The organism is Afipia felis ATCC 53690 (assembly GCF_000314735.2).
In the GTDB taxonomy this organism is placed as follows: Bacteria; Pseudomonadota; Alphaproteobacteria; order Rhizobiales; family Xanthobacteraceae; genus Afipia; species Afipia felis.
On the sequence record NZ_KB375270.1, the window covers coordinates 3,760,312 to 3,786,168 of the forward strand.

Annotated in this window: 23 protein-coding genes; 20 read left to right on the top strand and 3 right to left on the bottom strand. The window is 53.3% G+C overall.

Features of this window, described 5'->3' with window-relative positions; translation table 11 throughout:
- Positions 1–23 precede the first annotated feature (23 nt).
- Genes HMPREF9697_RS17975 through HMPREF9697_RS17995 form a run of 5 tightly spaced genes read left to right on the top strand, consistent with a single transcriptional unit; the run spans position 24 to position 4,132 of the window.
- Positions 24–1,088 (top strand): aromatic ring-hydroxylating oxygenase subunit alpha, encoded by a 1,065-nt coding sequence (locus HMPREF9697_RS17975; RefSeq protein WP_002718674.1) that lies wholly within the window; start codon positions 24–26, stop codon positions 1,086–1,088.
- Positions 1,085–1,924, top strand: a complete 840-nt coding sequence (locus tag HMPREF9697_RS17980) for a hypothetical protein (protein WP_002718675.1) — start codon at positions 1,085–1,087, stop codon at positions 1,922–1,924. Before HMPREF9697_RS17975 ends, HMPREF9697_RS17980 begins: the two co-directional genes overlap by 4 nt.
- On the top strand, positions 1,921–2,535 hold the full coding sequence (locus HMPREF9697_RS20625) for a Rieske 2Fe-2S domain-containing protein (protein ID WP_002718676.1): 615 nt from the start codon (positions 1,921–1,923) through the stop codon (positions 2,533–2,535). The genes HMPREF9697_RS17980 and HMPREF9697_RS20625 overlap by 4 nt, the downstream gene beginning before the upstream one ends.
- Complete coding sequence (locus HMPREF9697_RS17990; RefSeq protein WP_002718677.1) at positions 2,532–3,188, top strand: glutathione S-transferase family protein; 657 nt, start codon at positions 2,532–2,534, stop codon at positions 3,186–3,188. Before HMPREF9697_RS20625 ends, HMPREF9697_RS17990 begins: the two co-directional genes overlap by 4 nt.
- 2 nt (positions 3,189–3,190) lie before the next feature.
- Entirely contained in the window at positions 3,191–4,132 is a 942-nt protein-coding gene (locus HMPREF9697_RS17995; protein ID WP_002718678.1) for a PDR/VanB family oxidoreductase, read from the top strand.
- A gap of 246 nt (positions 4,133–4,378) precedes the next feature.
- Here the strand turns inward: HMPREF9697_RS17995 and HMPREF9697_RS18005 are convergent, their stop codons facing one another.
- A complete protein-coding gene (locus tag HMPREF9697_RS18005; protein ID WP_002718680.1) occupies positions 4,379–5,404 on the bottom strand; it encodes a LysR family transcriptional regulator in 1,026 nt (341 codons plus the stop codon).
- Positions 5,405–5,516: 112 nt separating this feature from the next.
- Between HMPREF9697_RS18005 and HMPREF9697_RS21750 the strand changes: the two genes are divergently transcribed.
- From HMPREF9697_RS21750 to HMPREF9697_RS18045, 9 genes are all read left to right on the top strand, one after another.
- Entirely contained in the window at positions 5,517–6,230 is a 714-nt protein-coding gene (locus HMPREF9697_RS21750) for an aromatic ring-hydroxylating oxygenase subunit alpha (protein WP_002718681.1), read from the top strand.
- On the top strand, positions 6,227–7,099 hold the full coding sequence (locus tag HMPREF9697_RS18010; protein WP_002718682.1) for an aromatic ring-hydroxylating oxygenase subunit alpha: 873 nt from the start codon (positions 6,227–6,229) through the stop codon (positions 7,097–7,099). Before HMPREF9697_RS21750 ends, HMPREF9697_RS18010 begins: the two co-directional genes overlap by 4 nt.
- 1 nt (position 7,100) lies before the next feature.
- Positions 7,101–7,727: a glutathione S-transferase family protein gene (locus tag HMPREF9697_RS18015; RefSeq protein ID WP_002718683.1), complete on the top strand. Its 627-nt coding sequence runs from the start codon at positions 7,101–7,103 to the stop codon at positions 7,725–7,727.
- A gap of 9 nt (positions 7,728–7,736) precedes the next feature.
- Positions 7,737–9,368: an ABC transporter ATP-binding protein gene (locus tag HMPREF9697_RS18020; protein WP_002718684.1), complete on the top strand. Its 1,632-nt coding sequence runs from the start codon at positions 7,737–7,739 to the stop codon at positions 9,366–9,368.
- Positions 9,368–10,456 (top strand): ABC transporter permease, encoded by a 1,089-nt coding sequence (locus HMPREF9697_RS18025; protein ID WP_002718685.1) that lies wholly within the window; start codon positions 9,368–9,370, stop codon positions 10,454–10,456. The genes HMPREF9697_RS18020 and HMPREF9697_RS18025 overlap by 1 nt, the downstream gene beginning before the upstream one ends.
- Complete coding sequence (locus HMPREF9697_RS18030; protein ID WP_002718686.1) at positions 10,453–11,376, top strand: ABC transporter permease; 924 nt, start codon at positions 10,453–10,455, stop codon at positions 11,374–11,376. The genes HMPREF9697_RS18025 and HMPREF9697_RS18030 overlap by 4 nt, the downstream gene beginning before the upstream one ends.
- A 103-nt stretch (positions 11,377–11,479) precedes the next feature.
- The gene (locus HMPREF9697_RS18035) at positions 11,480–12,556 is read left to right on the top strand and encodes a BMP family ABC transporter substrate-binding protein (RefSeq protein WP_002718687.1); all 1,077 of its coding nucleotides are present in this window, start codon (positions 11,480–11,482) and stop codon (positions 12,554–12,556) included.
- A 48-nt stretch (positions 12,557–12,604) separates the two neighbouring features.
- Positions 12,605–13,732 (top strand): S-(hydroxymethyl)glutathione dehydrogenase/class III alcohol dehydrogenase, encoded by a 1,128-nt coding sequence (locus tag HMPREF9697_RS18040; protein ID WP_002718688.1) that lies wholly within the window; start codon positions 12,605–12,607, stop codon positions 13,730–13,732.
- 163 nt (positions 13,733–13,895) lie between these two features.
- The gene (locus HMPREF9697_RS18045) at positions 13,896–14,846 is read left to right on the top strand and encodes a LysR family transcriptional regulator (RefSeq protein ID WP_040308025.1); all 951 of its coding nucleotides are present in this window, start codon (positions 13,896–13,898) and stop codon (positions 14,844–14,846) included.
- A gap of 317 nt (positions 14,847–15,163) precedes the next feature.
- Here the strand turns inward: HMPREF9697_RS18045 and HMPREF9697_RS18050 are convergent, their stop codons facing one another.
- Complete coding sequence (locus HMPREF9697_RS18050; protein WP_002718690.1) at positions 15,164–16,231, bottom strand: hypothetical protein; 1,068 nt, start codon at positions 16,229–16,231, stop codon at positions 15,164–15,166.
- 569 nt (positions 16,232–16,800) lie between these two features.
- Between HMPREF9697_RS18050 and xdhC the strand changes: the two genes are divergently transcribed.
- Genes xdhC through xdhB form a run of 3 tightly spaced genes read left to right on the top strand, consistent with a single transcriptional unit; the run spans position 16,801 to position 21,664 of the window.
- A complete protein-coding gene (gene xdhC / locus HMPREF9697_RS18055) occupies positions 16,801–17,664 on the top strand; it encodes a xanthine dehydrogenase accessory protein XdhC (RefSeq protein WP_002718691.1) in 864 nt (287 codons plus the stop codon).
- Positions 17,665–17,695: 31 nt separating this feature from the next.
- Positions 17,696–19,285, top strand: coding sequence for a xanthine dehydrogenase small subunit (gene xdhA, locus HMPREF9697_RS18060; RefSeq protein ID WP_002718692.1), 1,590 nt, complete (start codon positions 17,696–17,698; stop codon positions 19,283–19,285).
- A gap of 6 nt (positions 19,286–19,291) precedes the next feature.
- Positions 19,292–21,664 carry a xanthine dehydrogenase molybdopterin binding subunit gene (gene xdhB, locus HMPREF9697_RS18065; RefSeq protein ID WP_115622206.1) on the top strand — a complete coding sequence of 791 codons (2,373 nt, stop codon included), beginning with the start codon at positions 19,292–19,294 and terminating at the stop codon, positions 21,662–21,664.
- 13 nt (positions 21,665–21,677) lie between these two features.
- On the opposite strand, the gene uraH is transcribed toward xdhB, so the two are convergent.
- The gene (gene uraH / locus HMPREF9697_RS18070) at positions 21,678–22,037 is read right to left on the bottom strand and encodes a hydroxyisourate hydrolase (RefSeq protein ID WP_002718694.1); all 360 of its coding nucleotides are present in this window, start codon (positions 22,035–22,037) and stop codon (positions 21,678–21,680) included.
- A gap of 158 nt (positions 22,038–22,195) precedes the next feature.
- Between uraH and puuE the strand changes: the two genes are divergently transcribed.
- The 3 genes from puuE (at position 22,196) to gloB (ending at position 25,848) form a co-directional block, all read left to right on the top strand.
- The gene (puuE, locus tag HMPREF9697_RS18075; protein ID WP_002718695.1) at positions 22,196–23,620 is read left to right on the top strand and encodes an allantoinase PuuE; all 1,425 of its coding nucleotides are present in this window, start codon (positions 22,196–22,198) and stop codon (positions 23,618–23,620) included.
- Positions 23,621–23,731: 111 nt separating this feature from the next.
- Positions 23,732–24,976, top strand: coding sequence for a urate hydroxylase PuuD (locus HMPREF9697_RS18080; RefSeq protein ID WP_002718696.1), 1,245 nt, complete (start codon positions 23,732–23,734; stop codon positions 24,974–24,976).
- A gap of 101 nt (positions 24,977–25,077) precedes the next feature.
- A complete protein-coding gene (gene gloB / locus HMPREF9697_RS18085) occupies positions 25,078–25,848 on the top strand; it encodes a hydroxyacylglutathione hydrolase (RefSeq protein ID WP_002718697.1) in 771 nt (256 codons plus the stop codon).
- Positions 25,849–25,857 lie beyond the last annotated feature (9 nt).

The following is a 25,857-nucleotide window of genomic DNA, read 5'->3' on the forward strand; positions in this document are numbered from 1 at the left end:
GTCAATACGAGAAGGAGGAAACCATGTTAAATACGGCTTCGGTAATTCCATTAGAGCAGACCGCAAATTATCTGCGGCACTTCTGGCATCCGGTCTGCACCTTGGATGAACTCAAGGCGTCGAACGATGAGGGCGTCGGCCCAATCGGACGTGTCCTTCTCGATGAACCGCTCGTTATTGCCAAATTGGACGGAAAGATCGTGGCTATGGGCGATCGGTGCGCGCACCGTTTTGCTAAGCTTTCCGGTGGCAAAGTTATCGAGAATAGTAGGCTTCAATGCCCGTATCATGGCTGGCAGTACGGCAGCAGCGGGAAGTGCGCATTTATTCCGGCGGCTCCGAACGACCCTATTCCTCGGAAGGCGATGACCCCGGCTTACGAATGCGAGGTGAAGTACGACATCGTGTGGGTCCGGCTTGATTCTTCCTGGAATGCCACGAGCATTCCTTATTGTAGCGCATGGGATAATCCGGACTTTAAGAAGGTAATAATCGCTGAGCCGTATAATTGGTCGAGCTCTGCGCAACGGCGATGGGAAAATTTCACCGATTTCTCGCATTTCGCTTACGTGCATCCAGGCACGCTCTACGATCCCGCTTATTCAGAACCGGCAATCGTTCCGGTCGATCGCGTTGGTGGAGAGCTTCGCTTCTTTATGGAGCCGGGCAAGGACATGCTCGATACGCTTCCCCCAGATAGCCCACTCGGATCTTGGGATTATCGCGCAACGATGCCGTTTTCGATCAATCTAGATATCCGTCTCTACCGCAACGGATCGCCATTTCTGCTCTGGACAACATCGTCTCCGACATCGGAAACAACATGTCGCAACTTTATGATCATCGCTCACACCGATGATAAGATGCCAGATAAGGTGCCTCTGGATTTTCAAAAGCTGGTATTGGCAGAAGATCAGCCGGTCATCGAGACCCAGCCGGGTCCACTGTTTTTGGATGAGATTTCATTGCCTACTGATAAGATATCCAATCAATACCGCAAATGGCTTCGCGAACTTTCGGCGGCCGCCGAAGCTGGTGAAGAACCCTTCAAAAAGGCTTTGTTGTCGGACGTGATTGAATCACGATGACGGAGATCGATGCTAAGGACGATAAGGCAGTTTGGAACGAGTGGTATCCCTTAGGCTCTCCGATCGACTTGCGTCGAACGAATAGAACTAAAACGTGGCTGCTCGATCGTGAAATTGACCTTACCATCCATAAGACTTGGATAGCGGCCGCGTGTGGTTCGCGGCCGCTCCCCGTCACAGAGCGCCTAGGATACGTGTGGACGACGCTAGGCGAGCCTCAGCGCGGTCCGCAATCGGTGACCGAGTACTATGAGGTCGACCGTATGGCGATGAACATTTGGTCGACACCGATCAAATGTTCTGGACTTCGCATCGTCGATAATGTCATCGACAATGCTCACTTCCCTTTTGTTCATCCAAATATATTGGGCGATGAAAATCATCTAGAACTAGCCGAGTATACTAACACCGTTGATGAAAATGGGGAGCTTTGGTCGCGCAGCCATCGCGCATGGCTGCCGTTAATCGATGGTGTGGCAGAGTATACCTATCGAATTGCTTCCCCATATACAGTTCTGCTTCTGATTCATCGTCTGGATGACAATGGTCGAAAGAGATTTGATTATCTCGGCGTTTTTGCTCAACCGGTTACGCAAGATAGTTTTATCGCACATAAAATGTTGGCGTTTGTCCGAGAGCCTTGGATGAATGAGCGGCAGGTGCGTGTGGATCAGCAGTGCATATCGGTGCAGGATAAGTATGTCCTCGAAAGGCATAGCATCAAGCGCCTTCCGCTCGATGGAGAGTTGGAGAGTTCGGTCGGCGTAGATTCAGCATCTCTAGCCTATCGCGCGTGGCTCCGTGACAAAGACGTCAGGTACGGAGCGCTTCGATGATCGAGACGAATTTGGAGGGGTGGTACCCGGTCGCGTTGGAGCGCGATATCGTTCCTTTACGTTTAGCCAGATCTAAAATTGGAAATAAGCCGCTTGTCCTTTGGCGAGACGATGAGGATCAAATTCACGTCTGGATTGATCGTTGTCCTCATCGATCAGTTCGATTGAGCGCGGGTAGAAATTTCGGAGCGTATCTTGAAGGCGTTTATCACGGATGGCGCTTCGGAAAGGATGGGCGCGTTATGGCGGTGCCAGCCGAAGGATATTCGGCAAAGCCGGACATTTGCGTGGAAGTCGTGGCTGTCTCCGTCCAAAACGGATTGGTGTTAGCAAATCCATCCAAGCAGAAAGCATTGGACGCGCCGAAGGTGGATGTCAAAAAAAATGAGATTCTTATCCGCCCTATGCCTATCGGAGCAAAGCAAGACATCGTCTGTGGTTCTCTCTCGAACTGGCAAGGCCTCAGATCTATCGTGACGCCGACCGGCGAGGAGAGCTGCTGGGTATATGGCTTAATGACTCCGAATTCAAAGGAGCCGGCATCAAATGGACTGCGTCGTATCAACGGACGCCTGAACGATCTACGCAAGTCCTTGGAGTCAAGTTCGTGATTACACTTTACGATTATGCGCTGTCAGGAAATTGCTTCAAGGTCCGCTATTTACTTAAGGCACTCCAATTGGAGTTCACCAAGCAGCCTGTAGATTTCTATCCAGGGTTCGAGCACCGTTCTGACAAATTTCTCAAGCTTAATCCGCTCGGGCAGCTTCCTGTGTTGGACGATAACGGGGTCATCATCAGAGATGCCCAAGCCATTCTCGTCCATCTGGCGGCGCAATATGATCCCTCATTCCGGTGGTACCCGCTCAATCGACCCGGCATGCTCGGTCAGATCCAGATATGGCTTGCGTTTGCAGACTCGTTGACATCGACGATCTCTGCTGCGCGTCTACACGATGCAATGTTTTTTAATTTGGACGCGGTCGCGGCTCGATGCGGTGCCGATCGATTGCTTCGAGTATTAGACGAGCACCTTTGGTTTAATGAGCAATCCGGGCACAGATGGTTATGCGATGGAGCGGATCCGACCATTGCTGACGTCGCTTGTTTTCCTTACGTGGCGCTGAGCGAGGAAGGTGGAGTTTCGCTCGAGGAGTTTCCAGCCATCGTGCGGTGGTGCGATCGGTTCATGTCTTTGGACGATTTTGAACCGATGGCCGGGATGATCCCACTGCCATTGCCAAAGAGCTCGAGGAAATCATAACAATGCGATTGCGGGTCGAGAATATTCGGGAAGAAACGTCCGAAGTTAAATCGTTTAGGTTAGCACCTACGTCATCTGATGCCTTGCCGATCTTCGAGCCGGGATCGCACATTAGTATACATTTGGCAGGCAACATAATCCGCCAATATTCGATCACGAACGGTCCGGATCATGTGGATCATTATGCGATCGCCGTAAAGAGAGAGCCTGCCTCCCGCGGTGGTTCCATCGCGATGCATGCGCTCAAGTTGGGGGACGAGGTCACGGTTGATCCGCCTCGAAATAATTTTCCGATGTCGCAAAGTGACGGGAAGTGCATTTTTTTGGGAGGCGGAATCGGGATTACGCCATTGCTTTCGATGGCGCGGCATCTCTCTAAGTTGAATCGGAACTTTGAGCTCCATCTCTTCGCGAGGTCGTCGGATTTAGTGCCTTTCAAGAATGAGCTTGAAAGTCAGCTAGAGGCTACGCTCCATCTGGGTTTAGTTCCGCCAAAACTGAATGAAACCATTGCCAATTTGCTGTCAAATCGGGATGCGAATACCCAAGTTTATATTTGTGGACCTGGGCCGTTTATGGAGCTCTCGCGCCAGAGCGCGGAAGACGCTGGGTGGGAAGATTCAAGAATTCATCTTGAATATTTTTCTGTGGCCACTGACGAGTCGCTGACATCCGGAGACTCTTTCGATGTTGAGTTGCGACGGTCTGGAGTTACCCTCCACGTGAATTCGGATCAGACCATCACCGAAGTCATGCAAGGCGCCGGTCTAGAAATTCCAACCTCCTGCGAACAAGGTGTGTGCGGAACATGCGTGACGCGCGTTCTAGAGGGAAGAGTGGACCACCGGGATCATTACTTTAGCGAGGCTGAGCGCCGATCGGGAGAATTTATGACCCCCTGCGTCTCGCGTGCGCTCGGAAAGAAGATCGTCCTCGATATCTAAGAGAGACGGGATGCAAAACGTCATAAATCGCGTATGTATCGCAGGGGAAGTTAAAAACGCAGACTTCGAGGCCTTCCTTGAGTTCTACGTAAAGAGGCTGGATCTGCGTAGGGTCGCAATCGCCTCTCGCGAGGACTGCATCGAAATTGATCTGCAAGGTCCGCCAGAGCTCGTCGATATGCTCATGATTGCATGCTGGCTTGGCCCACCGCGTGCGGCAGTTTCCGATGTTTCGCTCTTGCAGTTTTAAGTAGACTCGACGGCTTTCTTTCGAGATATGGCTTTCTTTCGAGATTTACCATTTGTGCGGCGTCGCTTGGCTTGCTTGGTACTAGGTTCGATCTGATTAATTAGAGAGTATCCCGGATATCGAATAAAAGACTGAAATTCCGTTCGCATTTGTTTGACGAGATTCATAACTCTTGGGTTACGGTATCTGTGCGCAGGATAAAGAGTGTAGATCGCTGACTCTTGCGAGCGCCATTCAGGAAGAACGGGGACGAGAGCTCCTTGTTCGACTTCGTAGTGAACGAAGAAGTCGGGCAAATATCCGATTGCTGCGCCTTGCACGGCGAAATATTTGGCCATCCAGTACTCATTGACTGTGAATCGTGGATGGCATTTCACGTTGATATTCTCGCTCCCCTTCGACAATTGCCACTCCTCCGGAATTCCGTTGCGGAGATAAATAGCCCCGTTGAGTTTGGCTATGTCTTCGGCTGTCCGGGGCATTCCGAATTCGCGAATAAATGCAGGGTTTGCGTATAAGCCGTAGAATATTTCGCCCATCTTCCGGCGTATTAGGCTCGAAGGTGGCGCTTCACCCACATAGATCATGCAATCAAAATCCAGTTGACCACTCGCGAGCCGATCGGGCGAATAGACTTGGGTGTCGAAGTCAAGCTGTGGATTCAGAGTAGCGATGTAGTATGCGGCAGCGCCGATAATCGATGTGCCGAACTCAGCACTAGATGCGATACGAACTTTGCCGCCAACTGTTGAGTGGGCGCGTTGTGCGGCGTTTGCGGCGTTCTCGCAGCTCTCAAAGATCTTTCCACAATGAGCAAAAAATTCACGGCCGGCGTCGGTTAGCTCCAGTCCTTTTGCTTTGCGTGTAAAAAGTTCGACATTGAGTGCATCTTCCAATCGTCTGAGATGATGGCTCAATGTTGCTTTAGGCACATTGAACATGTTGGAGGCGCGGCTCATGCCGCCAGCCTGGGCGATGCGCATGAAGGAATTCACGTCATCGAGATCGTACGGATAGCCCATGTTCCCAGCCCGTCTAATTTTTTGAACGCAGTGTCTTCAAACCCTGCCTTTCTTAGAAGCCTATCGTTCGATAGCTTTTTTTACAACAATACTAAACTGACGTTGGGTGGAAATGCTGGACACTGGAGAAGTCGCCGTTTGGACGGCGGTAGGGACGTCTGATGGCCTGTTGGACAGAAAAGTTCAGCGAGCTCAAATCAAGGCAACCGACCTCGCGGTTTGGCGCGGCGAGGATGGCGGAGTCAGAGCTTGGAGCAATCGGTGTCCGCATCGAGGCATGCGTCTGTCTTACGGTTTCGTTCGAGGTAATAGACTTACTTGCCTTTACCACGGCTGGACCTACGACGGCACCGGTGGCTGCGCGCTAATCCCAGCGCATATGAAGCTCACACCACCGAAGACAATCACTGTCGCCATGTATAGAGCTGCTGAAGCTGGTGGTTTGATTTGGGTCGCGTCCTCCAAAACAGAGGGAGAGCCTAATTTTAGCGGTTCGTGGCGCGCAATCCGCTCCATCCATATCGGAGCGCAGGCGTCTGCGGTCGAGAGTGCAATCGAGGCATCGCCCTTAGAATCTGGCCACCTCGTTAGGGCATCATCACCACGTGCGTACATACATGAACTGAAGGATGGGGGGCGCGTAATTTGTGCTCTTCAAGAGATCAACGACCATCAAACGATGATGCATGTCGCCGTTGAAGGTAGCGAAAGCCTCGATCGAAACCAGCGCATCGACGCATGGACCCGGAGAATCCGACGTGCAGCGGAGAAACTAATCGCTGCAGCGAAGTCTAATCGTCCGGTCCTGGAAGGAGCAAAAGTATGACAATTGATAGCTTCACAAAGGCTCATTGGTACGCGGTAGGGCGGCCCGAAGACGTAGCTGAGGGTGCCACACGAAAAACAAGGCTTTTAGGAACCGACATTGAGATTAGTCGATGCGGCTCGGAATTGGACGCGCGCAAGATTGAGAATGGCAACTTCAAGAAAATACCGCTCCAGGTTCGTTATGGCCATTTGTGGACGACGATGTCTGATGATCCAAAGCCGCTATTTGAAATGCCAGAGTTTGACGAAGATGGGCGCCGTCTGGTCACCGCGGGCGCCATTTCAGTGCGTTGTTCGGCGCCGCGCGCCGTTGAGAACTTCTTGGATATGGCGCATTTCCCGTTTGTTCACACGGGAATTCTCGGAGACGAAGCTCATTCCGAGGTCGCAGACTACAATGTCGAGATGCGTTCCGACGTCGATGAAGTATGGGCAACCAAGTGCGAGATGTACCAGCCGCAGGCGGCGGCGTCGGCCGCCGGTGGGCAGATAACCCGGTATATGTATCGCGTCCCTCACCCTACGGTTTCGATTCTGTACAAGACGTGTCCGATCCGTCCCGAGGGTGTTTGGGACTTGGTTGGTTTGTTCATACAGCCGCGTGAAGAAGACTTATGTGACGTTCATTCGTTCGTTCTCGTTTTCGATGAGGACAACACGGATGTGGGCCTGCTGCATTTCCAGCAGACCATCTTCATCCAGGACCGAATGATTCTAGAAAATCAAGTGCCCCGTACGTTGCCGCTCGACCCGCGGTCGGAACTGCCGACTCGCGCTGACGCCTCATCCATTGCATTCCGACGTTGGCTTAAGGCCAAAGGTGTCAAATACGGAGTGAACGAATCCCAGCCAAGTCCGGTGCACTGATATGAAGCTCTACGACTACGTCCTGTCCGGAAATTGCTACAAAGTTAGGCTTCTGGCGTCTTTATTGGGACTGCAATACGAAACCGTTCCCATCGACTTCTATCCTGGCCGTCAGCATAAGGAAGAGTGGTTCCTTGAATTGAATCCGCTCGGACAGCTTCCGATCATAAAAGATAACGGCATCATCGTACGAGATGCGCAGGCGATATTGCTGTATGTCGCCAATTGCTATGACGCCGACAAAAAATGGTGGCCCTCTACTGATGCGAAGCAACTTGGGCAGGTAGCTCAGTGGTTGGCTTTCGCCGATCAGATTACCAGTACCGCATCCGCTGCCAGGCTCCATGACATGCTAGGCTATCCGGTCGATGTGGAAACGGCGCGCCGCGATGCGCATCAGATATTCACAGTGCTTGAAGATCATCTCGTAGAGCGAGAGCTTGAGAAAGGTGAATGGATTGTTGGATCAAATCCGACAATCGCCGATATCGCATGCTTCCCCTACACGGCGCTCGCTGGCGATGGTGGAATCGACACGTCGATCTATCCGGCAATGCTGCGGTGGCATCGACGAGTTATGTCACTGCCGGGATTCATTGATATGCCCGGCATCAACAGCATCCAATAGGTGGCATGAATGTTAGCAACTCAGAGTGTGGTCGAAAAAGAACCACCCGGGTTTGGGGAAACGTTTCTTCTGGAGCTGGATGGTGTCACCAAGCGCTACCCGCTTACGGTGGCCAATGATGGCATCAATCTGAAGCTCAAGAAGGGCGAGATACATGCCGTTCTCGGTGAGAACGGTGCCGGAAAATCAACGCTGATGAAGCTGATTTTTGGCGTTGTTACTCCAGACGAGGGAATAATTCGTTGGAACGGGGAAGAGGTGCTGATTACAAATCCGGCGCAAGCACGTGCGTTAGGTATCAGCATGGTGTTTCAGCATTTCACATTATTTGAAACGATCACGGTCGCGGAAAATATCTCACTGACCGTTCCCGGCAGCATCCAGGAAATCTCGAACCGCGTACGCAAGATCAGCAAGGAGTTTGGTCTTCCGATCGAGCCTAATGCTATGGTGCATACGCTGTCGATCGGCGAACGTCAGCGCGTTGAAATCATCCGCTGCCTCTTGCAGAATCCTTCACTACTCATTCTCGATGAGCCAACGTCAGTGCTGCCACCGCCGAGCGTCGAGCAGTTATTCGCTACGCTCCGCGGCTTGTCGGAGAGAGGAATTGCGATTCTCTATATCAGCCACAAGCTAGAAGAGATTCGCGCACTGTGTCATTCGGCGACTATCTTGCGGCAAGGCCGTGTGACTGGAACCGTGATTCCGGCCGCCAAGACCGCCGGCGAACTGGCGCGCCTGATGATCGGTAAAGATCTTCCGACTACGAAGCATGCGCCAGCGAGGGACACGAATGTTGTTGGCCTAGAAGTGAATAAGCTCTCGACGTTCAAGGCTGACCCGTTTGCAGTCAATCTCGACAATATTTCTTTCGAGGTGCGCGCCGGGGAGATTCTTGGTATCGCGGGTGTCTCGGGCAATGGGCAAACGCTGCTCACGCGGCTTTTGTCCGGCGAGGAGCCGATGACGGCGGCGGAGAGCGGTGCCATCAAGATGATGGGACAGCCAATTGCCGACTTGGATGCTGCGGAGCGGCGTAACAGGAAGCTGGCGTTTGTTCCGGAAGAACGTTTAGGCCGCGGCGCCGCTGCGACGATGTCGCTGTCGGACAACGCGCTTCTCACTGCGCATCGTTACGGCATGGTAGATCGCGGTCTCGTGCGCTTCACACGTCGTAATAAATTCACCGAAGACACTATCCTCGATCTGGACGTGCGGTGCAGTGGGCGTGGAGCGCTTGCGGCAAGTCTGTCGGGCGGAAACCTGCAAAAGTTCATCGTTGGCCGCGAAATGTCGCACGAGCCACAGGTACTCGTCGTAGCACAGCCGACATGGGGCATCGACGTCAACGCAGCAACCATGGTTCGCCAAAAACTTGTCGATCTGCGCGACAGCGGTGTCGCCGTCCTGGTGGTGTCAGAAGAACTTGAGGAGCTGTTCGAGATTTCCGATCGAATTGCAGTGATGTTCAAAGGACGTCTATCGCATGCCATGCCGACGCGGGACGCCGACGTTGAAATGGTAGGGCGCATGATGATGGGAATGTTCAATCCAATGTATCCGAACGACGTAGTGATCGGCGCCGGCACTGCAGCGATTCCGCCCAGTGTAACGGTCGGTGTCGGAGGGCAAGCATAATGTTTCCGTTCTCGATCAATATTGTCCCGCGTCGCACGGCGTCTAACAATGGCGTATTGCTTGTCCCGTTGTTCACGATCGTACTGGCTGTTCTGTCGGCCACGATCATCTTCAGTGTTTACGGCACAAGCCCAGGTAAAGCGCTCTACAGCTTTTTCATTGAACCATTATCATCGAGCTACAATTTTGGTGAGGTTCTGCTCAAGGCAACACCACTGATCTTGGTGGCCCAAGGATTGGCGATTGGCTTCCGGGCGAAGGTCTGGAATATCGGCGCCGAAGGGCAGTTCATCATTGGCGCCATCTGCGCGAGTCTCCTGCCTATCACCTTTCCGAATAGTCAGTCGCTGTTCATGATGCCAGCCATGATCGTTGTTGCGGCTTTATCGGGAATGGCGTGGGCCACAATCGCCGCTGCGCTTCGGACCCGCTTCAACGCTAGTGAGATCATTGTCACGCTTATGCTGACGGAGGTGGCGCGCCAACTTCTTTATTATCTGGTGACGGGACCTTTGCGCGATCCCGGCGGATACAATTTTCCACAGTCGGTTCCGTTTCCAGACGCGGCAATGTTTACGTCAATCGGCGACACCCGCGCAAATATGTCGATCCTTATCTGCATCGGAGTGAGTATTGCAGCCTGGGTGTTCGTGGCGCGAAGCTTTGTCGGCTTCCGCCTCTTGGTCGGTGGTTTGTCGCCAGATGCCGCGCGTTATGCCGGCTTCTCGCAGCCGCAAGCGGTCTGGCTGTCATTATTGATCAGTGGCGCAACGGCTGGCCTTGCGGGTTTGGCTGAGGTTGCGGGCCCGTTTGGTAAACTTTCTGCAGCCATACCATCGGGCTACGGTTACGCGGGCATTATCGTCGCCTTTCTCGGCGGTTTAAATCCTGTAGGTATTGTGCTCGCCGGTTTATTCATGGCCATGATCTATATTGGCGGCGACAACTCTTTGGCAACCGCGCAAATCCCAGCTGCGGCGCCGGCGGTAGTTCAGGGCCTGCTACTCGTTTATTACTTGGCGTTTGCCTTCCTCATTAATAACGAAATTCGCATTACATCGACGAAGATTGCGAGGGCCAAGGCATGAGTGAAGCATTGATCTTCGTGCTGGCGGGAGCGTTCGCAACAGCCACTCCACTTCTTCTTGCTGCACTCGGTGAGTTGATCTCCGAGAAATCAGGTGTTCTCAACCTGAGCGTTGAAGGAATGATGGCGGTTGGTGCTGCGACCGGTTTCGTTCTTGTAGAGTCGACGGGTTCGCACTCGTTTGCGATGCTAGGTGGTGCTGTCGCCGGAATGCTACTCTCGTGCCTATTTGCGTTGCTGGTGCTGCGTCTTTTAGCCAACCAGATCGCAACCGGCCTTGCGATCGGTCTACTTGGACTCGGCGTTTCGGCGCTGCTCGGGCAATACAATGAAGGCGCGACCACGAGCACCATGGCTAAGCTCGATATTCCAGTGCTGTCAAAGATTCCGCTGCTCGGGCCGATCCTCTTTCATCAGGATATAATAGTGTACCTTACGTTCGGCTTCGCGGCGGTCGTTGGTTGGTTTATGTATCGTACCAAGGCAGGCTTGATGCTCCGCGTAGTCGGAGAAAATCCCCAAGCCGCTCATTCCTTGGGCTTGCATCCAACGGCTATTCGTTTCGCAGCAATTCTGTTCGGCGGTGCCATGGCTGGACTTGCCGGCGCCTATGCGTCGACCGTTCTGACCCCACTCTGGTCCCAAGGTATGATCGCGGGCCGCGGCTGGATTGCTATCGCTCTTGTTGTGTTTGGTTCTTGGCGACCTGCGCGCGTGATGGCGGGCGCATACTTCTTTGGTGCTGTTCAGCTGCTCGATCTTGCGGTGCAATCGGTTGGCATCACCATTCCCTCTCAGGTGATGACATGTGTGCCTTATGTGTCGACGATCGTCATCCTAGCCATCGTTTCACGGGACACCATTCGTATTCGGCTGAATGCACCGATGTCGCTTGGAGAAACGTATCAGCCGGCGACCTAGCGTCGTCTGATACTTAGTTGCTTAAAAAAAGACTACAAAAACTGCCCACGGAGAGAAACGTTTCTGTAACTGCGAAACATGTTGGACAGAGGAGTGGACTACTATGAAGAGGCAATTCTTGATTTCAGCGATGTTACTCGGACTTGCCGTTGCACCGGCATTTTCCGAGCCGTTGAAGATCGGCATCGTTTTTGCGAACGCAATCGCGGAAACCGGTTGGGATCACGAACTCGATCGAGGGGCAAAGGAAGTCTCAGAAAAATTTGGGGACAAAGTACAGATCAGCACCGTGACGGGCGTACTCGAAGGGCCGAATGCGACGCGCGCCATGAACAAGCTGGCTGCAGACGGGAACAAGATGTTGATCCTGACAGGCTTCGGCCAGATGAACGATGGCCTGCGTCTCGCGCGTAAGGACCCGAAGTTGAGTGTGTTGCATGTTGGCGGATATATCAACGAGCCGAACTTCGCCACGTTAGCCTTGCGCCACTATGAAGGTTCGTATCTATGCGGTATGTCGGCCGGTTTCGCTACTAAGTCTAAGCAGATCGGTATTGTCGCAGCTTTCCCGCTGCCAGAAGTTCTCAACATCATGAACGCATATGTGCTTGGCGCCCAGAGTGTGAATCCGAATCTGAAGCCGATTAAGGTTGTTTGGCTGAACTCCTGGTTCGATCCGACCAAGGAAAAGTCCGCAGCAGAATCGCTTGTGACGCAGGGCTCAGACGTTATCTTCTCATTGTTTCCCGGCACTGCTTCTACGGTTGCTACCGCTGAACAGCTCGGCGTCTACTCCAATGTGACGTTGTCGGATTCGTCGAAGATAGCGCCTAAGAAACATCTCTGCGCAGAACAAGCCTCGTTCGGCCCGGGCTTCGTCAAGAAAGTCCAGGAAGTACTTGATGGAAAATTCAAAGGTGACGACAACTTCATGGGCGTCAAGGATAACTCTGTTGCTGCCGCCGGCCTAAGCAAGGATCTGACTGATGATCAGCGCAAGCAGATCATGGACAAACAGGAAGCCATCCGCACCGGAAATTTCAAGCCGTTCACTGGTCCCATCACTGGTAGTGACGGAGCTATGGTCGTTGCGTCGGGGGGGGAGCTGGACGACAAGCAGATCAAGAGCATGAATTTCCTCGTAAAGGGTATCGATACTACGCTGCCCAAAAAGAACTGACCCAGTGGGGGCATCGAATGATGCCCCCACTTTTTAAAGGAGTATTGAATGAAAACCCGGGCCGCCGTAGCTGTCGCGCCAGGCAAGCCACTCGAGATAATGGAGGTAAATCTTGAGGGGCCGCACGACGACGAAGTTTTGATCGAAGTTAAAGCGACAGGTATTTGTCATACTGACGAATTCACGCTGTCTGGCGCCGATCCAGAGGGCCTTTTCCCCGCAATTCTTGGACACGAAGGTGCTGGCATCGTAGTGGACGTGGGAAAGTCAGTGACGAGCGTAAAGAAAGGCGATCACGTCATTCCGCTCTATACTCCCGAATGCCGTCAGTGCCCGTCTTGCCTATCGCAAAAAACAAACTTGTGCACGGCTATCCGAGCGACGCAGGGGCAAGGCCTCATGCCCGACGGCACGAGCCGCTTTTCAATCGGAAAAGACAAGATCCACCACTATATGGGATGCTCGACATTCTCAAATTTCACTGTCCTACCGGAAATTGCGGTCGCGAAAGTCAATCCCGACGCTCCATTCGACAAGATTTGCTACATCGGCTGTGGCGTGACGACGGGTATCGGCGCGGTGATTAATACAGCCAAGGTCGAGATGGGCGCGACCGCCGCAGTGTTTGGCCTTGGAGGCATTGGACTGAATGTAATTCAAGGCCTGCGCTTGGCAGGTGCCGACATGATCATCGGCGTTGACATCGACAACAAGAAGCAGTCCTGGGGCCAGCTTTTCGGCATGACACACTTCGTCAATCCAAAGGAGATCGACGGTAGCGTCGTTTCTCATTTAGTCGAGATGACAAAACGCGGAGCCGATGCGATCGGAGGATGTGATTACACTTTCGATTGCACGGGTAACGTCACCGTCATGCGTCAGGCGCTCGAGGCATCACACCGTGGATGGGGCAAGTCAATTGTAATTGGCGTAGCTGGAGCAGGGCAGGAGATTTCGACGCGTCCATTTCAGCTCGTGACTGGTCGTAACTGGATGGGGACCGCCTTTGGTGGGGCCCGTGGTCGCACTGACGTTCCTAAGATCGTCGATTGGTATATGGAAGGAAAAATCCAGATTGATCCGATGATCACCCATACCTTTTCCCTTGAGGAAATCAACAAGGGTTTTGAACTGCTCCGCAAAGGAGAGTCGGTGCGCGGGGTAGTTTTATACTGAGCTTGCTCCTTGGGGTAGGATGGAAAGGGGGAGCGAGATTGGAAAATAAGTTCGTAGTATGTGCGAACTGTTCTCGATCTCGCTCTTCAAAAAAGGGAAATGCACTAAGTTCTTTGTAGAAGCGTCATCCCTGCACGTGTGCCTGTGAAAGGTGAGACAGATTTTGATTGCGCTAGACAACATTCGAATCTTTATGCGTTCGGCTGAGCTCGGGAGTTTCTCGGCGGCAGGTCGTAGCCTTCGGATGTCACCTTCAGTTATAAGCTATCGCATCCAGGCACTCGAAGAGCATCTGAATTGCCGACTTGTGAGTCGAACAACTCGCCGCATGAATTTAACTGAAGCTGGCCGCATATTTTATGACAAGTGCGTGGATATTATTGATACTGTTGAGCGCGCTGAAACGAGCGTCGTCCAAGCTGGCGCTTCGCCTAGAGGCGCACTTAAAGTCACTGCGCCGCTGCGCCTCGGACGTCGCGTTCTGTCGCGCGTAGCTGTCGACTACCGTTGCGTTCACCCCGAAACCGATATTCATCTGCGTTTGTCGGATCATTTGATCGACCTTGTTCAAGATTCGGTCGATATTGCTATTCGAATGGGCCAGCTTCGCGACTCCACCTTCACTTTAAGAAAGGTGGCCGAGGTTGAGAGGGTGATTTGCGCTGCTCCATCTTATCTTGAAAAATATGGTGAGCCCAAGACGCCAGAAGAGCTCAGGCTGCATCAGTGTTTACTGTTGCGATTTCCGGGGTCGCATCAGTATAGGTGGCCCCTCATCGTCAACTCGAAGGTTGTTTTGCTTGACGTTTCAGGTGGCATCGACGCAGATGACACCGATTTTTTAGTGCGACTAGCGCTGTCGGGCCAAGGCATTGTCATGATGCCTTTATTCGATGTCGCGGAGGAGTTGGCCAATGGGAAGCTGGTTCCTATCCTCACGGAAACTCCTCCAGTGAGTGTAACGCTCGGCGTTTTGTATCCCAGCCGTAAAATGCTTCCTCCCCGGGTGAAGGCATTTGTTGAGATGACGATCGCCGCGCTTCGCTGTCACATTACGCATGAACTCCAGCGAATCGATGAAGTTTCCAAGCAGCCACTCCGTATGATTGGATAGTACGACGGTCACCGGGGTCGTGTAGGCTCACCGTTTCAACAGGTCGTCATGGCCGGGTTATTCTAGACATATCCATCATCCAGTTGAAATTTAAAGCACGCGCTCCGCAAGACTGAAACTCAACGTTGCTTCGTCGCCCATGGGTTCGATAAGCAAGCGCGGCTGCATTACTTGCTCTGAAATTTTAACGTGACGTCATAGTAAGCATCCGGGGCCTGCTTGCTGCGCTCACCCACGTATGATGCTTGACGCTTAACACGTAGAGACCAAAGAGAAACGGGGGGCTTTCGCCCCCCGTTTTGCAATATTCTGCGAGGTTAGAACTTGAGCGTGATGCCCGTGTGCAGGGAGTCTTCCGAACAGGTGTGGTTGCTTACACCAGGTGAGATATTACACACGGCGCTCCTCTTGGCATCGAGGCCGAACTTATTCTCCCAGTGACGCCAAGCGACCCAGACGTCGACTTCATGCGCATATTTCTTGCCCATGAAGGCAGAACCAGCATCAAAGGTCAGGCGAATTGGTTGACTGAACAATTCGACCGCAGTCGGTGTGCCGGTCTGCAATGGTTCGTTCTCGTTGCCCTTCTTACCATACCAAGTCGCGTTGCCGCTGATGGAAAAGTAGCGAATATTCTCTGGCAGGAAGCCAAGATCCATGTAGTACAGGATTTCGAGGGCCCAAGTTGCCTTGTACTCGTTGTTACCCGTGGGGCTTGATCCGCCACCAAATGCACCGCCAGTTTGCATAAACGAGTTATGGTCAAAGTGCTTGTATAGCATTGGTGAGATGTTGAAATAGCCTTTGTAAGGCAGATCGAACGCAAACATCACGCCGGCTAAGAGCGATTTGGTTGCCGGGGCATAAGTCTGATTCTTCGTGCCAAAGTTGGTTCCGATTTCGAGCGAAACGTTCCGTAGCGGCCCGTAGGTAAAGGCCTTGGTATCGAAGATCTGGTTCAGGCCGAATGTGCTGCGTTGAACGCCGTACAACTCGGTCGCGCCAGCGCAGCCAGGAATAAAACCGCCTGCAGCAGCAAAAGCACAACCGTTTGCTGGATCGTTCTGGCCCGACTGGTTGAGGTCGATCGAGATGAAGTTGGTACCGTACTGCCAAGCGTCAAAGTGAGTGAAAGAGACGACGTGCTTATGCGTCGTGCCGCCGATCGAACCATCCGGACGAACAACATAGGAGCCAGGGCCAGTCGCGTTGAACAGATAAGAGTAGCTCAATCGATTATCGACCACATAAAAGAACGGAGTATCTGGCGCAGCCTTTGGCGCCTTTGCCGGTGGATCTGTATCAGCTGCGAAAGTGTGAGTTGCAAATGAAAGGCTACTAACGCAGATAGCCCCTGCTGCAAATAGTGCACGTCGATAGGTCATTGAATCATCCCCCCATTAAGAATGATTCAAGCCTAAGCGATCGGTCTCATCTCCATTTCACAAAAATATAGAAAAGAGAATCCGCTCAGCCGAATAATAGGCGACACGCATCGTGCATAAAAAGTGGCGAGTAATGCTTGTTGCAACTTTGGAGGAGGCGACGCAGGCTTAGTTCTGTCAGGTGATAACGTCAAGAAGATCACCGCGGTCGCTCCTCACTACTTCCTGTTGATCGGATATTGGGACGACGTGTTCAAGAATACGAACACTCGGTGTCAGGACAGCATGCTAGTTTAAACGCTATCCTAGCTTGTGAGGTTCCATTTGCTCGGGCCATTGTTCGATAAAGTCGGAAACAGCTTGAGTGCGTTTCGAATGGCGCTCCGACGTTGAAGCGATATTTCTCTGACCAGAAAGCGACGGTAATTGTTAGGAACGATGCTTTCTAGATAATGCTGCGCCCAAGGTTGAAGTCCTTCATCGACGAGCATCGCTTTTGAGCGACCAAAGTCTTGGAGGATCAAGTGCCTCGAAGGAGCTTAGCGCAGCGTTAGACAGCGGTGGTGCTGATGGCAGGAAGCATAAACGAATGGCTAAAAACCGGAACGTGCGCTCAAGAGCGCGCTATTCTGGTGCAGATCGTGAACGCGTTGGGCTCGACGCCGCGCGACTCCGACGCAGTTTTAATTGTTACAAGTCGTTCCTTGAGCGGTACGATTGGTGGTGGCGCTCTCGAATGGACTGCGGTTGAGCACGCTCGTGAGATGATCGAGCAGGAACAGGACGTATCAAGTCTTTCAATAGCCCTTGGACCATTCTTAGGTCAGTGCTGCGGTGGGCATGTAACCTTAGATTTCCGAAACGTGAATTCTGAGGTTATCAAAGAACTTCAGCAGAGCGTGCACCTCCGCGAGGCGCAATGGCCAAAGGTGTTGGTATTTGGTGCCGGTCATGTGGGCCGCGCCATCGCGCGAGCGTTTGGGCCACTCCCGTTCGACGTTCATCTTATCGATACTCGTGCGGAAGAAGTTGCGACGCTACCATCGGATGTTTTCGCAGAAGTTGTGGAGGATCCCGTTGATATCGTCGAGAAAGCCGAACCCGGCTCAATCTATCTCATTCTCACGCATAGCCACACGATAGATTTTCTTGTCGGTGAGGCCGTCTTGAACAGACAAGACGCACTTTACGTCGGGATGATCGGGTCGAAATCGAAACGGGCTAGGTATCGAAGCTGGTACACCTCTCGGGGTAACAAGGCTGATTTGTTATCGCGCCTCACATTGCCGATTGGCAGCAAGAATGTCCGGGACAAGCGTCCGGAAATCATAGCGGCTCTCGTGGCTGCCGAAATTATTACAACCGTTCACATGAACCAAAGCCAGGAGGAATTCTTGGCTGACGAGCGTCGATCAGCCATGTCGTCTTCATGATCGATTGGGATAGGACCAGACCAGGATAACAATGAATAAACCAATGCAGAAGCAAGAATCGCTACAGGCTCTCGACCGCATACGTTTTTATTTTCGCGGGCGGATTCATGAGGTGGCCAACGAGAATCCGACGGCAACCGTCCTTGAGTGGCTTCGTGAGAGTGCTCACTGTACCGGTACTAAGGAGGGATGTGCGGAGGGTGATTGCGGTGCCTGCACTGTTCTGGCTTGTGAACTATTTGACCCGCAAAATGCGAACGAGTCTCTCAGGCGCAACGTCGTTGGTGGCTTGATTATTCGACCCGTAAACGCCTGCATTAAATTTCTTCCGACGCTTGACGGCTGCGCATTATTCACTGTCGAGGACGTGGAAACGTTTGGACTGGAATCGGGATCTCCACGAGGCTTAAGTCATCTACATCCCGTTCAGGAGGCCATGGTGAATTGCCACGGTTCTCAATGTGGATTCTGCACGCCAGGCTTCATCATGTCGCTCACGGCGGCTTATGAGCGGTATGCTGAAACGAAAACAGTCCCTTCAAGGGCTCAACTGGCTGACGATTGTGCCGGAAATCTGTGTCGGTGCACTGGTTATCGTCCCATCCTCGATGCCGGCCAACGAATGTTCGAACTTCCACCAAGGCGATTGAATACGAAGCCGGTTGTGGATGCGCTGCAATCCATCAGGGCGGCGTCCACGCCGATTTCGGTCGCAGGAGCCAAGAAATATTGGGCGCCGCGAACGGTCGCCGAATTTGCAGACGTTCGGCTTGCCCACCCCGAGGCAAGGCTTTTGGCAGGCGCAACCGATATCGGATTATGGGTCAACAAACAGATGCGGGATGTTGGAGACCTCATTTACATTGGAGAAGTCCAAGAGCTAAAGGCGATTGAAGAGCGTGATGGATTCTTGATCATCGGAGCGGCGGTGCGTCTGGAAGATGCTTGGCGCTCCATCGCCAGTCGCTGGCCCCAGCTACGCGACCTTTGGCGGCGATTTGCATCACCCCCCGTTCGGCACGCAGGCACGCTGGTCGGCAATCTGGCCAATGGTTCGCCGATAGGTGATGGGCCGCCAGTTCTTATAGCGCTTGGCGCGCAGGTCCAGTTGCGGCGGGGCGATGACCTGCGAGAGATGGACCTGCAGGACTTTTATCTGGACTATATGAAGAATGATCTTCGGGTGGGTGAATTCATAGCCTCTGTCCGTATTCCCATTCCCGATCGGGAAATAACGATGCGAGCTTATAAAGTGTCGAAACGCTTTGACTCCGATATTTCTGCCGTTTGCGGCGCTTTCTCGATTGAGTTGGACGAGCGAAAAAAGATCAAGACAGCATGCTTCGTCTTCGGGGGTATGGCGGCGATAGCCAAGAGGGCTGCTGCTGCGGAGGCTGCGGCCATCGGTCAGCTTTGGACCGAACGGACCCTCAGGAGCATTCAAAACGCGGTCAAATCTGATTTTAAACCACTGACCGACCTGCGGGCGACTGACAATTATCGCTGGTCTATTGTTTTAGGTCTGTTTGAGCGGTTTTGGCTTGAAACCCGAAGCGGCAGCGGCTTGGCGCCCCTTCCGGTTGAGCAAACGACAGTGTTCGCCGTCTTGGATCAGCGATAGGAGCGCATGATGGATCAGATACTCCAGAAGCCACTGCGCATGAAAGATGTCGCTTGGGTGCAGGTAGGGGCCGGGCAGTCGCACGAGTCAGCAAGACTCCACGTTAGCGGAAGGGCGAATTACACGGACGATATCCCCGAATTGCAGGGCACTTTGCACGCGGCCTTGGGATTGTCCCCGGTTGCCGCTGGGAAGATCGATAGCATTGACCTTGCAATGCTAAAATCCATGCCTGGCGTGGTCGATATCGTACTTGCCTCGGATATTCCTGGCGTCAATGATTGTGGGCCGATCCTGCACGATGACCCCATTCTCGCCGCCGACCAGGTCCAGTATCTTGGACAGCCTGTGTTTGTCGCGATCGCGACCACACGGAATGCGGCACGCAGGGCGGCGTTCCTTGCGCGAAAAGCCATCACTATCACACCGTCGGAGCCCGTTCTGACAGCGCGTGATGCACATCGGCTGGGCCAGTATGTTGTTCCGCCGATGAAATTAAGCAGAGGTGACGCTGAGAGCGAACTGGGTAGGGCCAAGCACCGCCTTGACGGGGTAATTAGCGTCGGCGGACAGGAGCAATTCTATCTCGAAGGCCAGATCGCTTATGCTTCACCTGCCGACGACGGCGGCATTAAGGTGTGGTCCTCCACGCAGCATCCGACTGAAATGCAGCTGGTGATAAGCCACTCGCTCGGCATTTCTGCCAACAAAGTCCATGTCGAATGTCGACGCATGGGCGGTGGTTTCGGCGGCAAGGAAAGCCAGTCCGCGTTACCCGCGTCCGTCGCGGCCATTTGCGCCAACAAACTCAACAGTCCGGTCAAGTTGCGGTACGATCGGGACGACGACTTCATGGTGACCGGTCGTCGCCACGGCTTTGAATATGATTACAGCGTTGGATTCGATGACGAGGGCCGAATCCTGGCGGCGCAGATCGACATGATTACCAATGCCGGATTCTCCGCAGATCTTTCGGCGCCGGTGATGACGCGCGCGCTATGTCATTTTGACAATGCTTATTGGCTACCGCACGTCCTGATCAAGGGGTTTTGTGCAAAGACAAATACGCAAAGCAACACCGCATTCCGCGGATTCGGCGGCCCGCAGGGGGCCTTGGCGATGGAAATCATCATCGACAAAATAGCTCGCCATCTCGGCCGGGATGCGATCGATGTTCGGAAAGTCAATTTTTACGGTATTGGTCGCAATAATGTGACCCCTTATCAGCAGGCGGTCACGGACAATGTTATTCATCAGCTGTCTGATGACCTCCTAGAGTCGAGTAACTACCGCGCACGACGAAAGACAACTGCGGAATTCAACAGGACGAGTCCGATTCTCAAGAAAGGATTGGCTTTTAGTCCGGTGAAGTTCGGCATCTCGTTCAATGTCACTCACTTCAATCAGGCTGGTGCCCTTGTCCACGTCTATATGGACGGTTCCGTACTCGTAAACCATGGCGGGACGGAAATGGGCCAGGGTTTGAATACCAAGGTTGCACAGGTCGTGGCCCAAGAGCTTGGGGTCGATGTCAAAAACGTACGGTGTACGGCAACCGACACACAAAAAGTAGCAAACACCTCAGCAACGGCGGCTTCCACCGGTGCCGATCTCAACGGAAAAGCCGCCCAAGACGCAGCGCGGCAAATCCGAAACCGCCTGTTGCAGTTTGCAGTTGATCATTTCGGATGCTCGATCGAAGACGTAATGCTCCAGAACGATATGGTCTATGCGGGTGATCAGGAGTTGCCATTTGGCGAATTCGTAATGCTGGCTTATCGCGCTCGCATCCAGCTTTGGTCGGACGGTTTCTATACGACGCCGGGATTACATTGGGATCCCGCGACGATGTCGGGCAGGCCGTTTTATTATTTTGCGTACGGCGCAGCCGTTAGCGAGGTGCTGATCGATACGTTGACCGGTGAATGGATGCTGCTCCGTGCAGATATCCTCCATGATGCAGGAAAGTCGCTGAATCCGGCGATTGATGTGGGTCAGGTGGAAGGCGCATTCGTCCAAGGCATGGGCTGGCTAACCAACGAAGAACTAGTCTGGCATCCGAAGACAGGTGCGTTGCTGACACATGCACCAAGCACCTACAAGATTCCGACCGCGAACGACGTGCCGACCGAATTCCACACCCGCTTATTCCGGAATGAAAGTGCCGTAGATAGCATTTTCCGCTCGAAGGCGGTGGGCGAACCGCCGTTGCTTCTGCCGTTTTCGGTCTGGTTGGCTATCTGCGATGCGATTAGCTCAGTTGGTGATCACAAGATCCAACCGCCGTTGCGTGCGCCGGCAACCGCTGAAGCGATTTTGACTGCCGTCGAGCAGGTCAAGAAAGCTTCAGCGGACATTGGTGCCTTGCCGCCTAGGTAGAAGGGAAAGACAATTAGCTCCCTCGGTAAGTGCTGTAGCCGAAGGGAGCGACTAAAAGCGGCACATGGTAATGGCGCGATGTATCCGTAATCTGAAATCGAACGGGGATTTCTTCGAGAAAGAGAGCCTCGCCTAGCGCGGAGGTTCTCTGGAGATATTCACCGTAGTTGAAAAGGAGCTCGTAGCAACCTTCAGCCATCTTGGGGCCCGAAAGGAGCGGGCTATCACATCGGCCGTCTCCGTTCGTACGAACCGTAGTCAAAAACTCACGGTCGGAGCTTGTGATGCGAAAGAGCGAAACGCCCATATTCGCGGCGGGTGTCCCGTTTGACGTGTCTAGAACGTGTGTCGTCAGGCGACCTGCTGCGGTCATGTGAATCCCTGCGTTTGATGTTGCTGTTCTCCAACCATAATGGGCTCGCTTTAGAAAAAAACAACGCGATCCCGTCATTCAATCGAAAAGTCTTTCGTAAAATCGCGAAGGATAATTCGGTGTAACAAGGCACTTTCAGAATTTTCTCAAGGTTCTCCATGCCCACGAAAGAACGTTACCCCCGCGATTTGATCGGCTATGGCGCCAACCAACCAGTGGTGAATTGGCCAGGAAAGGCCCGCATAGCGGTCCAGTTTGTTGTCAACTATGAGGAGGGCGGCGAAAATTGCATCCTCCACGGCGATGCTGCCTCGGAAGCGTTTCTTTCTGAAATTGTCGGCGCCCAGCCTTGGTCGGGTCGCCGGCATATGAATATGGAATCCATCTACGAATATGGTTCTCGTGCCGGGTTTTGGCGGCTGCATAAACTGTTTGCTGGCCACAATATTCCCGTCACCGTGTTCGGAGTAACCACCGCACTCGCTCGCAACCCGACAGTTGTTTCCGCATGCCTCGAAGCGGGATGGGAAATTGCGTGCCATGGCTACAAATGGATCGATTACAAGGATGTCAGCCTCGCAGAGGAAAAGGAACACTTCAAATTTGCGTGTGAACTTCATAAAAAAATCACGGGGCAAAGGCCTCTTGGTTGGTATCTCGGCAGGTGTTCCGAACACACCCTCGACATCGTTATGAAGGACGGCAGTTTCCTTTATTCTGCTGACTCCTACGCCGACGATCTGCCGTATTGGGTTGAAGGGCCTGAGTCGGCTCAATTGATGGTGCCTTACACCCTAGATGCCAATGATATGAGGTTCGCCACGCCGCAAGGTTTTAACGCGGGCGACCAGTTCTATAACTATCTCGTTGATAGCTTCGACACCCTCTACCGGGAGGGTGAGACGGCTCCGAAGATGATGTCTATCGGGTTGCATTGTCGGCTGGTTGGACGACCCGGCCGCGTCGCTTCTCTGCGGCGGTTTATCGATTACGTTATGCAGCACGAAAACGTATGGTTTGCCCGTCGTGTCGATATCGCTCGGCATTGGATAGAAAATCATCCGCCCGCAAATGGAACGCGACCAGATCGTCTATCGCGGGCGCTGTTTCTTGAGCGTTTCGGAGATGTCTATGAGCATACACCCGAAATCGCATCAGTCGCTTTCGAGAGAGGGATCACGGCTGCGCATGTAACGCCGGGGGGGCTGCATGGTGCGTTAAGTCGAGTCATGTGGGGACTTAGTACAGACCAGAAGCGACGGCTGCTTAACGCGCATCCTGATCTCGCGGGACGCCTCACGCTTGCTGGGGAGCTTACGAGTGATTCCAAGAAGGAACAATCGGGTGCTGGCTTAGATCAACTGACAGCGGCGGAACACCAGGAGTTCACGCAGCTGAACAACGCTTATCAGTCGAAGTTTGGTTTTCCCTTTATCATCGCAGTCAAGGGCCTAGATAAGCAAAGCATTATCGAAAGCTTCCGAAAACGTGTCTCCAATGACCTAGACACGGAATTCCAGGAGGCTCTTCGGCAAGTCGACCGTATCGCCATGTTGCGGGTGCAAGACCGCCTGCGTGCATAATGGAAAACGAGGTGGGTATTTTTCGAATATTTCCGAAAATCTTGCTGAATTACACGAAGGTTTCGCGCGCCCGCGCCCATTATGTTGCATCCGAGTATAGGGGGCGATGCGATGATGGCTTATGTCTTGGAGTGGGGGAGTTTGCTGTTCCGGTGGCTGCACATTATTGCGGCGATGGCTTGGATCGGCGCATCGTTCTTCTTCATGCATCTGGACGCTAGTCTAAAGCCGCTGGCGTCGATTCCGCCTGGAAAGGGCGGCGTGGATTGGCAGGTCCACGGCGGCGGCTTCTACGAAATGAAGAAGTTCATGTTCGCGCCGGAGGGAATGCCGCTCGAACTTACCTGGCACAAATGGCAGGCTTATACGACGTGGATCTCAGGCTTTTTCCTGCTTGTCTGGATCTACTATGCCCAGGCCAGCCTTTACCTCGTCGATCCAGACGTGGCTGCCATCACGGGTATCCAAGCGTCGGCGATTGGTATTGCTTCGCTTGCCGGGGGCTGGATCGTCTACGACCTCATCTGCAAATCATGGATTGGACGAAGCGAAATTCGCCTCGCTTTTGTTAGCTTGGCGTTTTCCGTTGCGGTAGCGTACGGGTACACCTGCGTATTCAGCGGCCGCGGCGCGCTCGTCCATACCGGCGCACTATTGGCAACTTGGATGGCAGGGAACGTCTTCCTGATCATTATTCCGAACCAGCGCAAAGTTATCGCAACGCTAATGGCTGGAGAAACGCCGGATTCCAAATACGGTCTTCAGGCAAAACAGCGCTCGACCCACAATAATTACCTGACCCTCGCGGTCGTATTGTTGATGATGTCGAACCATTATCCAATCCTATATTCCAACCCTGCTATTATCCCGCCAAGCGTCCTGATGATCATCGTATCCAGCGCACTGATCCGCTATTTCTACAATGTCCGGCACGCGGACCACGGAAAGTCACCGTGGTGGGCCTGGGCCGTAGCGGCGATTCTTCTCTGGTGTATGTTTTGGCTGGCAATGGCGGCATCTCCGAGTGGCCGAGAGTGGTTGAAGGGCGAAGGATGGAAGCTGGGTGCATTGACAACAGGGACGTCGTCACCTCATCGGCACGTTTCTGCACCTCCGGAAGTGGTGGAAGTGGTGACCACGCGTTGCTCGATGTGTCACGCATCTGAGCCGGTCTGGGATGGAATACAGATCGCTCCAAAGGCGGTCTTGCTTGATACCCCTGAAAATATTGCCCGCGAGTACGATGCAATTAAGCTGCAGGCAGTAATTGCCGGTGTGATGCCACCCAATAACGTGACATCGATGACAGACAGAGAGCGTGCAGTGCTTGCAAATTGGAAGCGGGACGCCGACTAGGTGTTTTCGGTTCAGAAATAGCACTTTGATCGCGACGAAGTGGCGTCCATGCCACGAATTGTTTCTCCAAAACGCTCTTCAATATGACAGGAAGTAAGATCATGGACACGCATGTGAAGATGTTTTCATGTCTATCGGACAATTTTGGATGCCTGATACACGACGACAGCACGAATACGACTGTCGCGATCGACGCGCCGGAGGCTGGGTCGATCATAGAGGCGCTCGAGAAGGAAGGCTGGTCGCTTTCCACGATCCTCATCACGCATCATCACGAAGACCATGTCGGTGGCGTTGATGAACTAAAGGCGCGCTACAAGTGTGGTGTTATCGCGCCGCATGACCAGGGTGGACACGCGATCGCGAATGTCGACAGACGCGTCGTGGATGGAAACACTATCTATCTTGGAAATTTGACGGCGCGCGTGATGGCAACGCCCGGTCACACGCTGGATCATGTCACTTATGTTTTTGATAATCAGAAGCTGATCTTCGCTGCGGATTTGCTCTTTTCGTTGGGCTGTGGCCGCGTCCTGGAAGGTGACCCCGCCATGATGTGGGCCTCGTTGCTCAAGGTGCGCGCGTTACCAGATGACTATTGGGTCTACTGCGGCCACGAGTACACCCAGTCTAATGCGAAGTTCGCCTTATCAATCGATCCTGACAACTTGGACTTACGGCGACGCGCCGAGCAGGTTGATCAGGTCAGGGCGGCCGGCAAACCGACGTTGCCGGTTCGGCTCGGCGATGAAAAACGCCAGAACGTGTTCTTGCGGGCCGATGAGCCTTCGCTTGCGAGGCAGCTCGGCATGGAAGGAGCGCCGTCTGCCAAAGTGTTCGGCGAGCTGCGTGAACGAAAGAACCGGGCTTAAGCGGGCAAG

Bases quoted from the DNA above. Each gene is read 5' to 3' on its own strand.
- xdhB (WP_115622206.1), top strand. From the start codon at position 19,292: ATGATGGATCAGATACTCCAGAAGCCACTGCGCATGAAAGATGTCGCT.
- HMPREF9697_RS18030 (WP_002718686.1), top strand. From the start codon at position 10,453: ATGAGTGAAGCATTGATCTTCGTGCTGGCGGGAGCGTTCGCAACAGCC.
- HMPREF9697_RS18040 (WP_002718688.1), top strand. From the start codon at position 12,605: ATGAAAACCCGGGCCGCCGTAGCTGTCGCGCCAGGCAAGCCACTCGAG.
- HMPREF9697_RS18050 (WP_002718690.1), bottom strand. From the start codon at position 16,231: ATGACCTATCGACGTGCACTATTTGCAGCAGGGGCTATCTGCGTTAGT.
- HMPREF9697_RS17995 (WP_002718678.1), top strand. From the start codon at position 3,191: ATGCGATTGCGGGTCGAGAATATTCGGGAAGAAACGTCCGAAGTTAAA.
- HMPREF9697_RS18080 (WP_002718696.1), top strand. From the start codon at position 23,732: ATGATGGCTTATGTCTTGGAGTGGGGGAGTTTGCTGTTCCGGTGGCTG.
- gloB (WP_002718697.1), top strand. From the start codon at position 25,078: ATGGACACGCATGTGAAGATGTTTTCATGTCTATCGGACAATTTTGGA.
- HMPREF9697_RS18005 (WP_002718680.1), bottom strand. From the start codon at position 5,404: ATGGGCTATCCGTACGATCTCGATGACGTGAATTCCTTCATGCGCATC.
- HMPREF9697_RS21750 (WP_002718681.1), top strand. From the start codon at position 5,517: ATGCTGGACACTGGAGAAGTCGCCGTTTGGACGGCGGTAGGGACGTCT.
- HMPREF9697_RS20625 (WP_002718676.1), top strand. From the start codon at position 1,921: ATGATCGAGACGAATTTGGAGGGGTGGTACCCGGTCGCGTTGGAGCGC.
- HMPREF9697_RS18010 (WP_002718682.1), top strand. From the start codon at position 6,227: ATGACAATTGATAGCTTCACAAAGGCTCATTGGTACGCGGTAGGGCGG.
- HMPREF9697_RS18015 (WP_002718683.1), top strand. From the start codon at position 7,101: ATGAAGCTCTACGACTACGTCCTGTCCGGAAATTGCTACAAAGTTAGG.
- HMPREF9697_RS17980 (WP_002718675.1), top strand. From the start codon at position 1,085: ATGACGGAGATCGATGCTAAGGACGATAAGGCAGTTTGGAACGAGTGG.
- puuE (WP_002718695.1), top strand. From the start codon at position 22,196: ATGCCCACGAAAGAACGTTACCCCCGCGATTTGATCGGCTATGGCGCC.
- HMPREF9697_RS18025 (WP_002718685.1), top strand. From the start codon at position 9,368: ATGTTTCCGTTCTCGATCAATATTGTCCCGCGTCGCACGGCGTCTAAC.
- xdhA (WP_002718692.1), top strand. From the start codon at position 17,696: ATGAATAAACCAATGCAGAAGCAAGAATCGCTACAGGCTCTCGACCGC.
- xdhC (WP_002718691.1), top strand. From the start codon at position 16,801: ATGGCAGGAAGCATAAACGAATGGCTAAAAACCGGAACGTGCGCTCAA.
- HMPREF9697_RS18020 (WP_002718684.1), top strand. From the start codon at position 7,737: ATGTTAGCAACTCAGAGTGTGGTCGAAAAAGAACCACCCGGGTTTGGG.
- HMPREF9697_RS18035 (WP_002718687.1), top strand. From the start codon at position 11,480: ATGAAGAGGCAATTCTTGATTTCAGCGATGTTACTCGGACTTGCCGTT.
- HMPREF9697_RS17975 (WP_002718674.1), top strand. From the start codon at position 24: ATGTTAAATACGGCTTCGGTAATTCCATTAGAGCAGACCGCAAATTAT.
- uraH (WP_002718694.1), bottom strand. From the start codon at position 22,037: ATGACCGCAGCAGGTCGCCTGACGACACACGTTCTAGACACGTCAAAC.